The sequence below is a fragment of the Amycolatopsis sp. NPDC114504 genome, from assembly GCF_055633595.1.
The window spans coordinates 577177-591142 of sequence record NZ_JBVKDU010000003.1; the positions used below are offsets into that span (position 1 = coordinate 577177).

The following is a 13966-nucleotide window of genomic DNA, read 5'->3' on the forward strand; positions in this document are numbered from 1 at the left end:
TCACCTCGGGGAATGGGGGAATTTCAGCGAAAAGTACCTCCGTAAAACCGGGTTAACAAGCTGCCCCGAATTCTTTGTCACGCGCGGGGGAACGCCCCATCCAGGAAGAGTCACGCAGGTCAGCGGTTGTCACGCGCGTGCTATCCGGCGTCGGCGAAACTGTCACGCGCACGGCGAATGGCGGCCATCTTCTTGCCCATCGACGCAGTGTCCCGATACCTTTTTTCGGGCAGGGAAAGGAGCGGCCATGAACCAGCCGGTCATCGCCGTGACCGACCTCGCGAAGCAGTACGGTGAAGTCACCGCGCTCGCCGGGATCAGCCTCAGCGTCGCCCGCGGCGCGGTGCTGGCGGTCCTCGGCCACAACGGCGCCGGGAAGACGACGCTGATCGACATCCTCAGCACGCGCGTCCGGCCGAGCGCCGGCACCGCCCGCGTCTGCGGCTACGACGTCGTGCAGCGCGGCCGCGCGGTCCGGCGCCGGATCGGGGTGACCGGGCAGTTCGCCGCGGTCGACGACGCCCTGTCCGGCCGCGGGAACCTCGTGCTGATCGCCCGGCTGCTGGGCGCGAAGCCGCGGCAGGCGCAGGCCCGGGCCGCCGAGCTGATCGCGTCGTTCGGGCTGGAGGACGCGGCGGACCGCCCGGCCGGCACCTACTCCGGCGGCATGCGACGGCGCCTCGACCTGGCCGCGGGCCTCGTCGGCGCGCCGCAGGTGCTGTTCCTCGACGAGCCCACCACCGGCCTCGACCCGGTCAGCCGGTCCGGGCTGTGGTCGGTCGTCGAAGGCCTCGCGGCGCGGGGGACGACCGTCGTGCTGACCACGCAGTACCTCGAGGAGGCCGACCGGCTGGCCGACCACGTCGTCGTCCTCGGCTTCGGCCACATCACCGTGTCCGGGACGCCGTCGCAGCTCAAGGCGCGGCTCGGCAACCGGACGGCGACGCTGACCTTCGGCACCGAACTGGCGTTGCGACGCGCGGTGGACGCACTCGCGCGCCTCGGTCTCTTGGCGGGTCGCACCGGGCTGGTGCTCTCGGTGCCGCTGAGCGGGCCGGGCGACATCCCGGTGCTGGTGCGCGCGCTCGACGCGGCCGGCGCGCCGCTGCGGGACCTGACGGTGACCGAGCCGACCCTCGACGACGTCTACCTTTCGCTGCACCGGACGGCGGCGTCGTGACGCAGGCCCGGCACCGCATGGCGGTGGCCGCGCTCGCCGACCCGGCGGCCTGGCCCGAATCCGGCTTCTGGACGCAGGTCCGCGTGCTGGCGGCGAGGTCGCTCCGGACGGCGTTCGGCGACCGGCGGCTGGTCTTCTTCGGACTGTTGCAGCCGGTGGTGCTGCTTCTGTTGTTCAGCCAGGTGTTCAGCGGCGTCGGGGCGCTGCCGGGCGTCGCGGCGTACCAGGGTTACGTGAACTTCCTGGTGCCGGCGACCCTGGTCAACATCGCGATGACGACGGCGATGAGCTCGGGCGCGGGCCTGCTGGCGGAGATCTACGGCGGCTTCACCGGACGGCTGCGCTGCCTGCCGATCTCGCTGTTCTCGGTCCTGGTGGCCCGCACCCTGGCGGACTCGGCCCGGCTGGGCGTCCAGCTGGTGGTGACGGCCCTGGCGAGCGTGGTCTTCCTCGGCTTCCGCCCGGCGGGCGGAGTGGCCGGCCTCGGGCTGGCCCTGCTGCTGACGATGGTGGTCGGCTGGTGCCTGAGCTGGGTGTTCGTCGCGATCACGACGTGGCTGCGCAAGGCCGAGACGCTCCAGGCAGCGTCGTTCGTGGTCATGTTCCCGCTGATGTTCTCCTCGAGCGCGTACATGCCCCTGGACACGATGCCGGCGTGGGTCCGCGCGGTCTCGGCGGTGAACCCGCTGACATACGCGATCGACGCGACCCGGGCTCTGGCGTTGGCCCGCCCGATCGGCTGGTCGGTGGCAGCCGCGCTGGCGATCGCGGCGGTGGCCGCGGTAGCAGGCTCGACGCTGGCGGCCCGCACCTTCCGCTCCCGCGCCTAGGCGAGGGCTTCCAGGTGTGACGCCGCTTCTTCCGCGCCGCCGGCGGCTTCGAACGACTCGCGGATCCTTTCCGCGCCAGGCCGGAACGTATCCGCTGCCTCGATCGCCCTGCGGATGTCCGCCGCCTTCGCGCGGTCGAACCGGATCCGGACGCCCGCCGACGCCGCCGTCACCTGCTGGGCCAGCATCGACTGGTCGTCCCGGATCGGCGCGACCACCAGCGGCACCCCGGCCGCCAGTGCCTCGCACACCGTGTTGTGCCCGCCGTGACAAACCACCACCGACGCGTGCGCCAACACCGAAACCAGCGGAACCCGCCGCGCCAGCTGCACGCTCTCGCTGACCAAACCACCCGTGGGGTCCACGACGAGCCCCTGCACGGAAGGCATCCCGGCCAGCGCGTCCACGCTCTCCGCGAGGAACCGAGCCCCCGCCGAGGCGTTCGACGTCCCCAGCGTCACCACGACCAGCGGCCGATCGTCCACAGGAGACCACTCCCCGGACGCGGCGGGCAGCGCGGGACCGACGTAACACACCGGAGCCGCCAAGCGAGACGAACCGGCCAGCGCCCGCGTCGTGAACGCCAGCACCAGGTGCGGCGAGAACCGCAGGTCACCGAGCAGCACGCCGTGCCTCGCCCGCAACCCGGCCTGCAGATCGGAAACCCAGGACGCGATCTTCGGCAGCGCACCCAGCGGGTCCGCCAGCTCGGTCGACGTCGACGCCGACGTCGCCCACGGCAGCCCGCACCGCGCGGCCACCAGCGCCCCGGCCATCGCCTGCTGGTCGACCACGACCACGTCGGGCTTGAACGAAGTGACGGCCGACAAGACCCCCGGCGCCATCGCGTCCGCCAACGGAACCAGGTACGACTCCCAGAGGTACTTCAGCGCGGCGAACCCCCGCAACTCGGGCGGCCGCAGGGAAAGCGAGAACGGCGTGGAGTCGCCCGCTGGGAACACGACGCCCGAGACCAAAGTGGACACTTCCGGCGAAGGACCGCACCAGGCCACGGAGTGACCGCGTGCGGCCAGAACCGAAGCCACCCCGCGCAACGGCGCCACGTGCCCGGCCAGCGGCGGCACGACCAGCAGGAACCTCACGCCGCGTGCCGTTCGATCCAGCGCAGCACCAGCTCGCGCACCTCCCGGTGCTGCTCGACCAGCACCGAGTGGCCCTGCCCCTCGAACACGTGCAGCTCGCCGTGCGGCAGCAGCGTCGTCAGCGCTTCGAGGTCGTCGGCCTGGTAGCCGTGACTGCCCAAAATGGACAGTACCGGGCAGCCGATCGCCGCCACCTGCTCCCACGTGAGCAACGGCCCGAGCGGCACCTCCTCGGCCATCTTCGTCGACGTGATCCGCTCGGCCGCCATCCGCGCGAGCCGCCGGTGGTGGGCGCTGAAGTTCGCCTCGATCCAGTCGAAGCTCTCCTCGACCTGCAGGAACTTCATGGTGTGCGCGAGGATCTCGGCCATCTTGCCGGCCCACACCTCGGTCGCGGGTTCCGACTCGATGCACACGATGCTGCGCACGCGCGAAGGATTGGCCACCGCGTAGCTGTAGGCGAGCGTCCCGCCGAAGCTGTTGCCCACCAGGTGCACCGGCCGGTCGACGCCGAGCTGCTTCAGCAGGTCGTCGAGGTCGGCGACGAAGTCCGCAAGTGTGTACCCGTGCACCGGCCGCTCGGTCTTGCCGTGCCCGCGCAGGTCGTAACTGATGACGTCGATGCCGGCGGCGGCGACCGGCGGGGCCAGCGTGAGGTAGAAGCTCGCCAGGCTGTCGGTGCCCATGCCGTGCAGGAACACCACGGTCTCGGTGCCGCCGGCCGGCACGAGCTGCACGTTGGTGCGCAGCCCGTTCACGGTCATCGTGGGCACGTGCGCTCCCCCACGAACCGGGCGATGTCGCCGACGGTCAGCCCGATGACGTCGTCGAGGTCCTGCTCCGCCAGGTACTCGGCGAGGTTGACCTCGGCGCCGAAGTGCTCGGCGAGGATGCTCGCGAAGGTCACCAGGTCGATGCTCTCCAGCTGCAGGTCCTCGTGGAACGTCGTCTCGGGCGTGATCTCGATGCCGAGCACGTCGCCGACGAGCTCGGTGAGCAGCTCGGCGACGACGTCGAAGGTCGCGGACGCGTGGTCGGTGGTCATGGCGTGCTCCTGAGGTGGGCGATGGCGGTGTCCCCGGTCAGCTCGACCGTGACGGCGAAGTCCGGGAGCGTCCGGCCGCGGCCGGACACCCGCCCGTCGTCGTGGACGCGGATCTCCGCCGGGTAGACGGGTTCGGTCAGCCGGGACCGGACGGCGTCCTTCGCGGCGATGCGCTCCAGCAGCCAGCCGCGAGCTCGCCGTGGCGGCACGGCGGCGAACTCGGCGCGTTCCTCGGCGCTGAGGTAGATGCCGGCGTAGATGTCCCGCGCGGCGACCGTCGGCCAGCGGTCGGTGACCGCGACCGAGCCGTCGTCCCGCCGGTCCGCGAGCTGGTGGCGGTCCGGGAACGCGTACACGCGGTGGGCCGCGCGGTCGCAGGGGAACCGGACGTCCCGCCAGCCCTCGATGCTCGCGAGCACGCGGCCGTCGCGCACCAGCTCGGCGTCCATCTCGAGCACGTCGGGCCGGGGCAGCCGGACACGCACCTGGCAGCCGACGCGCGTCCCGGGCGCGGGTTCCGGCCCGTGCCAGACGAGCCGGCCGATCGACCGCGGGAAGGCGAGCAGGCCGTCGGAGCGGGCCGCCATCAGCCAGCAGCCGAGCAACTGGCCGACGTTGTCGAGCAGCCCGCCGGGCGCGTCCGGGACGACCAGCTCGCCGCGGATGTGCTGCTCGCCGAGGCCGGTCAGCCGGGACAGGCCCCGGTAGGACGGCCCGTGGAACATCTCCCGCTGCTCGTAGATCTCTTCCGCGGTCAGCGGCGGTTCCGTCTCCGGGCCGGGTATCCCGGCCGGGGACGGCGGCGGAGCGTACGCCCCCAGCTCGACGGTCAGCAGTGCGTACGGTCCGATCTCGACGGTCACGCGGTCGCCCTCACGGCTCATCGACAGCGGCACGTGCTGCGCCGGCGTCGCGATCAGCCACCGCGAGAACACGGCGTCCCGCACAGCGACGGCCGTCACGCCCGGCCAGGTGCGTTCGACGGTCCGGCAGGCGAGGTCCACCAGCGTCGTCGCCGGCACCACGGGCCGGAAGTCGGACTCGTCGGGCCAGCCTTCGCGCTGCCGGAAGAACCGGTGGTCCCGCAGGTACGGCATCGCGGCCAGCGAGACATCCACAGTGGACTCGACGCGCCGGCTCGCGGCCGCCGCCACGACGTCCGCCGCGGTCCGGCGGGTCTCGTCGAGCAGGGCGGTGAACTCGGCGACGATCGCGTCCGGCACCCCGGCGGGCAGAGCAGGCTCGTCGAGCAACCCCCGTGCCGAATCTCCCAGCGACAGCAGGGAGTTCCCGGTGGTGAGCCGGATCCTCCGCGGCTCCAGGGCCGCGAAGTCCGGGTCGCCGCCTTCGGTCCACAACGCGGTCGCCACGCGGCGCAGCTGCGCGAGCCCGGACCGGGTGCCGGACGCGGCCGCGACGACCAGGTGCCGCCGCTCGCCGAGCGTGTCGGTGACGTACGAGCCGAGCTGCCCGGCGCCGACCTGCACGAACGCGCGGAACCCGGCGTCGTGCAGTGCTTCGGTCAGTTCACGGAACCGGACCGGGCGGATCAGGTGCACGAGGTAGAGCTCGCGGACCGCGTCCGGCTCGGCCGGGTAGGGCCGCGCGGTCGTCGCCGACCACACCGGCACCGCCGGTTCGCGCAGGTCCAGCTCCGCGGCCAACCGCGCGAACGGCGCGAGGTGCGGCCGCATCAGCGGGGTGTGGAAGCCGGACCGGAACGGCAGCGTCCGGGCCACGATCCCGAGGCCACGGCACGTCTCGGCGAACTTCGCGACGACGTCGGGCGGGCCGCACACGATCGTCTGCTTCGTCGCGTTCTCGTGCGAGACCACCAGGTCGCCGGGCAGCAGCTCCGCGACTCGCGCGGCCGGGCAGCCCAGCACCAGGTAGTCCGCGTCGGGCAGTTCGAACCCGCCGGGCCAGTAGCGTTCGAGGAGGCCCGGCTCGGCCCGGTACATCCCGGCGGCCTGCATCGCGGTCCACTCGCCGACGCTGTGCCCGGCCAGCGCGTCCGGCCGGATCGCCAGCCGCCGCAGGGCTTCACCGAGCACCAGCCCGGTCGCCGACACGCTCGCCGCGCGGTCGAGCACGCTGTCGGTCGACCACTGTGGATGGTCGAGCCCGAAGTGCTTGGCCACGTCGTCGATGCGCGGTTCCGCACCGGCCTCCAGTCCAGGATGGATGAACGCGGTCTTGCCGCCGGGAAGCAGCGGGTCGACAGAGCACCAGACGTCGCCACCGCCGTGCCACGACCGGCCCTCGGCCGCCACCTTGGCGAGCACCTTCCGGGCCGTGGCCAGCTTGCGGTCGTCCGGTCCGACGATCCCGAGCCGGCAGGGGCCGTCACCCTCGCCGGGCCGGTCGAGCCGGTCCAGGAGCTCCCCGGGGGTGTTCGCGGCCAGCCGCAGCACGCGTTCCGGCTCGTCGACGCGGACCCGCCGTTTCGGCGCAGGATCACCGGCCTCCAGCACGACGTGCGCGTTCACGCCGCCGAAGCCGAAAGCGTTGACCGCGCCGACGCGGGGCAGCGCGCCCCACGGCTCGGCCTCGGCCAGCACCCGGAACCGCGTCTTGTCCAGCAGCGGGTTCGGATCGGCGCAGTTGAGCGTCGGCGGCAGCACGCCGTGGTGCAGGGCGAGCGCCACCTTGACCAGCCCGGCGACGCCGGCCGTCGGCAGCGTGTGCCCGATCATCGACTTGACCGAGCCGATCACCGACCGCGTCCCCGCCGCTTGCCCGAAGAAGTCGGCGACGGTCGTCAGCTCGACGGCGTCGCCGGTGGGGGTGGCGGTGCCGTGGGCCTCCAGCAGGCCGATCTCCGCCGAGTCGAGCCCTTCCCACGCCCGGCGCAGCGCGAGCGTCTGCCCGGCGACGGACGGGCTGAGCAGGCTCGCGGCCCGCCCGTCGCTCGACGTGCCGCTGCCGCGGATCACGGCGTACACGCGGTCGCCGTCGCGGCGCGCGTCGGCCAGCCGCTTGAGCACGACGAGCGCGGTGCCTTCGCCGATGAGCATGCCGTCGGCCGCGCGGGAGAGCGGGCTGATCCGCTGGCTCGGCGAGAGCGCGCCGAGCTGGGTGAACAGCGACCAGAGCGTGTCGTCGTGCGTCTGGTGGGTGCCGCCGGCGAGGACGACGTCGCAGCGGTGCCGGGTCAGTTCCCCGATCGCCTGGTCGACCGCGACCAGCGAGGACGCGCAGGCAGCGTCCACTGTGTACGCCGGGCCGCCGAGGTCGAGCCGGTTGGCGACGCGGGCCGCGGCGAGGTTCGGCACGAGCCCGGCCGCGGTCTCCGGCCGGAACTCGCCGAGGGGTTCCAGCAGCGCGGTCCGCAACCGGTCGAGGACGTCCGGCCCGGGCGCGGGCATGAGCTCGCCGACCGTGCGGGTGATCTGCCGGACGGTGCGGACGCGCTGGTCGAAGCCCCGCAGCCCGGGCGAGAGGTAGCCACCCCGGCCGAGCACGACGCCGATGCGTTCGGGGTCGCCGAGCCGGCCGAGGCCACCGGCGTCGTCGACCGCGGCCACGGCGACGGCCAGCGCCGTCAGCTGGTCCGGCTCGGTGCCTTCGAGCGACGTCGGCTGGACGCCGTGGGCGATCGGGTCGAACTCGAGGGTGTCGGGGGCGAAGCCGCCGCGGCGGCCGTGGGTCCGGTCCTGCGCGGTGGCGTCGTGGCCGTGGAACGCCGGGTCCCGGCGGTGCGGCGGGATCTCGGTGACGGCGTCGACACCGTCGGCGAGGTTGCGCCAGTATTGGTCCACTGTGGACGCGCCGGGCAGGAACACACCCATGCCGACGATCGCGACCGGCTCCTGGCTCACCACAACGACGCCGTGTACAGAACCGCGCGGTCCGTGCCATAGGCGAGTTCGCGCAGCAGCGCGGCGGTGCCCTCGTCCGCGTCGAGCAGACTGATGTCACGGCGTTCGTACTCGCGTGCGAGCTCCGGCGACACCATGCCGCCGTGGTCGTCCGCGGGCGCCCACGGTCCCCAGTGGACGGTCACGGCGCGACCGGGCCAGTCTCGTCCCAAGGCTTCCAGCGCGTCGTTCGCCGCGGCGTAGTCAGTCTGGCCGCGGTTGCCGAGCACCGCGGCGATGCTGCCGAAGAACGCGACGAACCCAGGCTCGACGTCGAGCGTGTCGAGCAAGGTACGTGCACCATCCACTTTGGTCTCGTAGACGGTCCGAAACGACTCCTCGTCCTTGTCCGCCATGAGCTTGTCGTCGATGACCCCGGCCGCGAAGACGACGCCGTCGAGGCGGCCGGGCAGGTTCCCGACGAGGTGGCGCACGGCGTCCGGGTCACGCACGTCGAGCGTCCGGTAGGCCGGGTCCCCGCCGGCGGCCCGGATCTCGTCGAGGGTGCGGCCGATCTCGCGCTGGGCCAGCACGGTCCGCACGCGACGTTCGATGTCGGCGACCGAACCACCGCGCCCGGCCAGCACCGCGCGCATCGCGGTGGGGTCTTCGGGCAGGTCGTCCGGCTCACCGGGCCACGCCGTGCGGCCGGCCAGCTCGATCCGGCAGCCGGACGCGGCGAACGCGATCGCCGCGCGGGCGGTGATCCCGCGGGCGCCGCCGACCAGCAGCACGACGGAGTCCGGCCCGAGCCCGAGCGCGGCCAGCTCACCACCACCCGGCCCGGCGCCGGAGTACGCGATCGACCCGAGATCGACGGGCCGCGGTTCGATCGTGAAGCGGCCGGTCTCGTCGTGGCCGACCACCGAAGGCCCGTCGCTGAGAGCCTCGTCCACCAGGGTCTTCGCGACGTCCTGCGTCAACTCGACGAGCCTGGTGACACCGTCGCGTTCCAGCGCGGCCGACCGCACGAGGCCACGGAGCCCGGCCGTCCCCGGCTTCGCTGCGATCAGCACGGTGCCCTTCAGCGCCTTGAGCTGGGCGAACACGTGCAGGACGTCGTCGTCGAGCACGATCGTGAGGTCCGCGTCGCGGGTGACGATCTCCGCCCCGGCTGCGGCGAACGCGGCCCGCACGGAATCGTCGTCGCCCACGATCGCGACGGACTTGCCGCGCAGCCGCGCGGGATCCGGGTCGAGCGGCACCGGCACGCGCTCCAGGCGGTACCGGCGCGGCGCGCTCGCCCGGGTCAGCCAGCTCTTGAGGTGCGCGGTGAGGGCGTCGGCGGTGCGGTCACGGCTGAGCTGGTCGGTGCGGTCGTCGGCGGGCAGGCCGAGCCGGCCCAGCAGCGTCCCGGCGATCTCGGTGCGTTTGATGGAGTCGATCGAGAGGTCGGCTTCGAGGTCGAGATCGCCGGCGATCATCTCGGGCGGGTAGCCGGTGCGTTCGCTGATCACGCCGATCACGGTGGTGAGGACGTCGGCCGGGGCTTCGGGTTGTGGTTCGGGCTGTGGTTCCGGCTGGGGTTCGGGCTCCTGGATCACGACGGGCGCGGGGGCGGGCGCGCTGCCCAGGTAGCCGAGCATGACCTCCCGCTGGGCGGCGACGAGTTCACGGGTGGTGCGCAGGAAGTCGACGACCGCCTGGTCGCGACCGGGAGCGGGCTGGGTCATGGCGGAACTCCCTTGTTTCACGGAGATTCGTCGAGCCGGGCGAAGAGCGGGCGCCCCGGAACCGGGCGCGCGAGCGGACCGCCCATCGACGGCCCAGGCGGTCGGGGACGGCGCGGGAGGTTTCTGTCGCATCAGACGCTCGACGCGGACGTCGACCCCGGCTCGCGCGAGGCTGCGCAGGGCGGTCAGGAAGGCCGTGAGATCGGGTCCACAGGCGACAACGGTGTGCGGCCGGTCGCTGAGAATCTCGGCAACGAGCTTGGTCAGCACCCGCCCCGGACCCACCTCGACGAACGTCCGCGCGCCGGCGTCGTACATGGCTTCGATCTGGTCGAGGAACCGCACGGGTGCACCGATCTGGGCGGCCAGTTCGCTTTTGACGTCGCCGTCGTACGGTTTCGCGGTCCGGTTCGACCACACTGTTCCGTGCGGGTCCTCAATGGACTCTCCGGCCAGCGCTTTCGCGAAGAGATCACCGGCTTCGGCGACCAGAGGGCTGTGAAAGGCACAGGCAACGGGGATCCGCTGGGCGGCGATGCCGGTCTCACGCAGCCTCCGGATCGCCCGTTCGATGGCGGCGGTCGGCCCGGAGAGGACGGCCTGCTCGGGGGCGTTGTGGTTGGCGATGACGACATCCGGGCCGATGAGGGTCGAGGTGAGCAGATCCCGCGACGCCCTCACGGCGGCCATAGTGCCGGGCTGCGCGACGTCGGCGATGGCGTTCGCGCGGGCTCGGCTCAGCCTCAGCAAAGCCTCGGTGTCAAACGCGCCGGCGACCGACAGTGCGACGAGCTCACCGTAGGAATGCCCGGCAAGGAAGTCCGGCCGGACGCCGACTTGCTCCAGCAGCCACGCGACGGCAGTCTCGACCAACCCGAGCGCGGGCTGGGCCACGCGGGTATCGGTGAGGGCTTGCTCTTGCGCCTCGGCTGCCTCGGGATCGAAGGCTCGGGGCGGAAACGCTTTCGCGGCGACATCGGGGGCGAGCCGGAGCAGGTCGGCGAGTTCGGGGAAGTGCACGAAAAGCTCGCCGAGCATACCGGTGCGCTGGCTCCCCTGGCCGGGGAAGAGGAAGGCAACCTTGCCCGCGCCCACTCCGCCCGCGCTAACCCCGGCCGCACCAGCCATGCCCGCGGCCACTTTGCCCGAGCCGGGCCTGGCTGCGCCGGCGCCGGCGGGCCGGGCCTCCCCGGTCGGCAACCCGGCCGCACTGCGCCCGATTTCGGCGAGCACCTCCTCCGCCTCCGGAGCCCAATCCCGCAGACCATGCCGGCGGTCCGGGGACACCGGTCCCGCCCCGAGCACCGCATGGAAGTTCGTCCCGCCGAAGCCGAACGCGCTGACTCCCGCCAACCGGGCCGGGTTCGCCCATGGGCGGGCCGCCGTCGTGAACGTGAACGGGCTCGCCTCCGGGTCCCACGCCGCGTTCGGCCTGCTCAAGTTGAGCGTCGGCGGCACCACCTCGTGCCACAACGCCAGCGTTGCCTTGATCAGCCCCGCCAACCCCGCCGCGCACTTCGTGTGGCCGATCTGGCTCTTCACCGACCCCAGCACGCACGAACCCGGCGCCGCGCCCGACGATGCGAAGAACTCGGTCAACGTCCGCAGCTCCGTCGCGTCGCCGACCACCGTTCCGGTGCCGTGCGCCTCCACCAGGCCGACGTCCACAGGGGACACTCCCGCGTCCCGGTAAGCCCTTTCCAGCGCCCGGTGCTGACCTTCCGGACGCGGCGCCGTCAACCCCAACGCCTTGCCGTCGCTCGCCGCGCCCACGCCCTTGACCAGCGCGTAAATCCGGTCGCCGTCGCGTTCGGCGTCGGACAGGCGCTTCAGCACCAGGCATGCGACGCCCTCGCCCAGCGCTATTCCGTCGGCCGTCGCGTCGAACGGGCGGCAGCGGCCCGTCGGCGACAGTGCGCCGGCCGCGGTGAACATCAGGTAGTCGTGGATGCCGTTGTGCAGGTCGACCGCGCCGCACAGCACCAGCGAGCTCGTCCCGGCTCGCAGCTCCTTCGCCGCCAGGTCGAGCGCGGCCAGCGACGACCCGCACGCCGCGTCCACGGTGTAGTTCGCGCCGCCGAGGTCGAGCCGGTTGGCGATCCGGCCGGAGATGACGTTGGCGAGCGTGCCCGGGAACGTGTCCTCCGTCGGTGCGGGCAGCTGCGCGAGCAGTTCGGGCGGCACCTCGTCGAGGTAGCCGTCGAGCAGCGACCGCAGCGTGCCCGCGTTCGCGAGGTCACCGCCGGCCTCCGCGCCGAACACGACGCTCGTGTGCTCGCGGTCGAACTTTCGCTCGCCGTACCCCGCGTCGGCCAGTGCGCGGCGCGCGGTCTCCAGCGACACCAGCTGCGCGGGGTCGATATTACCCATGGCCGACGGCGGAATGCCGTAGTCGAGCGGGTCGACGTCCAACGGCGGCAGGAACCCACCCCACTTCGAAGTGGACTGTCCGAAGTAGATGGACGGGTCCCAGCGTTCCGGCGGGACCTCGGTGACCGCGTCCTCGCCGCGCAGGATGTTCGACCAGAACGCTTCGAGGTCGGGAGCGCCCGGGAAGGTGCAGGCCATGCCGATGACGGCGATGTCGTTGCTGTCCGATGTGGACACCGGTTCCGGGCGAGCAAAGGTTTTCCCGGACGTCACTTCGGCATGCAGCTCGACGATCGTCGTCCGGCGGTCGCGCAGCACGGCGACCTGACCGGCCATGAACATGCCCTCGGCGAGCTGGGTTCCGTCGTCCAGCCGCTCGCCGTCGCGCCGGACGCCCTTGCTCGCGACGCGCAGCCGTCCGGTGTTCAGCTCTTCCAGCCGCTGCCACGCCTCCTGCGCGGGCACGTCTCCCAGACCGGCCTTGACCTGCTCGAACTCCGTCGTGTACGGACTCGGCAGGCACCGCGTGCGATGCCCCGGCGCGGTCTCGAGCGTGACGGTCGCCTCGGCGGCGATGGCGCGTTCCTGGAACAGGCCGGTGATCGCGCCGTGCCCCACGGCTTCCTCGGTGAAGAGGTACGCGGTGCCCATCAGGACGCCGACGGCGTCGAGCGGCGCGGCCATCGCGGTGACCATCGCGGCCGACCGGGCGTCGTGGATCCCGCCCGCGAACAGCACTTCGACGTCGTCGGCCGTCCCAAGGACCGCCAGTTGTTCCTCCCACAGCTCGAAACTCGGCCGCGGCCCGACGTGCCCACCGCATTCGGCGCCCTCGAAGACGAACCGGCGGACCCCGGCGTCGAGGTACTGCCGGAGCAGGATCGGCGACGGGACGTGCACGAACGTCGCGATCCCCTCGGCCTCCAAAGCCTTGACCTGCCCCGGTTTCCCGCCCGCGACCAGCACGCACCGCGGCCGCGCCGCACGGATCGCGGCGAGCTGCTCGACCCGCAGGTCGTCGGGGACGAAGCCCAGGATGCCCGCACCCCACGGCCGGTCGCCGAGCCGTTCGGCGGTGGCGGTCAGCAGCTGCGTGGTGCGCGCGCCGTTCGCCGTGGCCACCGCGACGAACGGGAACCCGCCCGCTTCGGCGACCGCGGCCGCGAACCCCGGCTGGTCGCTGACCCGCGTCATCGGTCCCTGGACGACCGGGAGCGCGCTGCCCAACGTCCGGCACAGCCGCTCGGACGTCGCCACAGACACTTCGGCGCCGATGATCCGGCGGACGTCCGCATCCACTGTGGACTCGACGAGCACTCCGGCCGCACCTCCGGCCAGCGCCCCCAACGCCGTCCGCGGGCCGGCCACGCTGCCCCACACCGGGACCTCGAACGCACCGAGAAGCTGTTGCAACAGGACGAAGTCGCTGAGCTCGCCGCCTCGGGCGAGAAGACCCAGCGCGCCGCCCTCGACGGCCTCAGCGGCCGTGGCGACGTCGGACACCTCGGCGAGAGCGCCGGTCCACGGCGCCTTCGTGCGGACAGCGAAGGCGGCCCCCTCGGGAACCGGGCCGTCCGTGCGCACCCCGTAGGGCACCCGGACCCGCGCCGCGACGAGCCGGAGGTCGGCCGGATCGGCGCCGTCGAGCACCCCGAGGCCGCCGCCGCGGGCGACGGCGGCCACCGCGCCGGGATCGCCGATGCCCAGGCACCGCAGCCGTCGAGCGTGCGACGGCGGGACGAGCTCGGCCATCGGCGGACCTCCTGTGCGGGGTGGGGTGATCTTCACGCAGACCAATCACAGGAATAACGCACCCGACCCGTAAAAAGCAATACTCGTGCTAGGGTCGGAAACTGTGAAGACCGCGCGATCATGGCCCTGACCAGCACTTTTATCATACGCATT

General features: G+C 72.6%; 7 protein-coding genes. 2 read left to right on the forward strand and 5 right to left on the reverse strand.

The genetic code is table 11. The features are described from left to right. Positions 1–247 precede the first annotated feature (247 nt). Together ACZ7PG_RS24055 and ACZ7PG_RS24060 are read left to right on the forward strand one after the other, a co-directional pair. Positions 248–1180 (forward strand): ATP-binding cassette domain-containing protein, encoded by a 933-nt coding sequence (locus ACZ7PG_RS24055; RefSeq protein WP_470241335.1) that lies wholly within the window; start codon positions 248–250, stop codon positions 1178–1180. Further along, positions 1177–2010: an ABC transporter permease gene (locus ACZ7PG_RS24060; RefSeq protein ID WP_470241336.1), complete on the forward strand. Its 834-nt coding sequence runs from the start codon at positions 1177–1179 to the stop codon at positions 2008–2010. The genes ACZ7PG_RS24055 and ACZ7PG_RS24060 overlap by 4 nt, the downstream gene beginning before the upstream one ends. On the opposite strand, the gene ACZ7PG_RS24065 is transcribed toward ACZ7PG_RS24060, so the two are convergent. From ACZ7PG_RS24065 to ACZ7PG_RS24085, 5 genes are read right to left on the reverse strand one after another with little or no spacing between them, the layout of a single operon-like run. Beyond that, positions 2007–3113 carry a glycosyltransferase gene (locus ACZ7PG_RS24065; RefSeq protein ID WP_470241337.1) on the reverse strand — a complete coding sequence of 369 codons (1107 nt, stop codon included), beginning with the start codon at positions 3111–3113 and terminating at the stop codon, positions 2007–2009. The two genes, ACZ7PG_RS24060 and ACZ7PG_RS24065, sit on opposite strands and share 4 nt — an antisense overlap. Continuing rightward, a complete protein-coding gene (locus tag ACZ7PG_RS24070; protein WP_470241338.1) occupies positions 3110–3886 on the reverse strand; it encodes an alpha/beta fold hydrolase in 777 nt (258 codons plus the stop codon). Before ACZ7PG_RS24070 ends, ACZ7PG_RS24065 begins: the two co-directional genes overlap by 4 nt. Further along, complete coding sequence (locus ACZ7PG_RS24075) at positions 3874–4158, reverse strand: acyl carrier protein (protein WP_470241339.1); 285 nt, start codon at positions 4156–4158, stop codon at positions 3874–3876. Before ACZ7PG_RS24075 ends, ACZ7PG_RS24070 begins: the two co-directional genes overlap by 13 nt. Continuing rightward, positions 4155–7982 (reverse strand): beta-ketoacyl synthase N-terminal-like domain-containing protein, encoded by a 3828-nt coding sequence (locus ACZ7PG_RS24080; RefSeq protein WP_470241340.1) that lies wholly within the window; start codon positions 7980–7982, stop codon positions 4155–4157. The genes ACZ7PG_RS24075 and ACZ7PG_RS24080 overlap by 4 nt, the downstream gene beginning before the upstream one ends. Beyond that, positions 7976–13813, reverse strand: coding sequence for an SDR family NAD(P)-dependent oxidoreductase (locus tag ACZ7PG_RS24085; RefSeq protein ID WP_470241341.1), 5838 nt, complete (start codon positions 13811–13813; stop codon positions 7976–7978). The genes ACZ7PG_RS24080 and ACZ7PG_RS24085 overlap by 7 nt, the downstream gene beginning before the upstream one ends. Positions 13814–13966 lie beyond the last annotated feature (153 nt).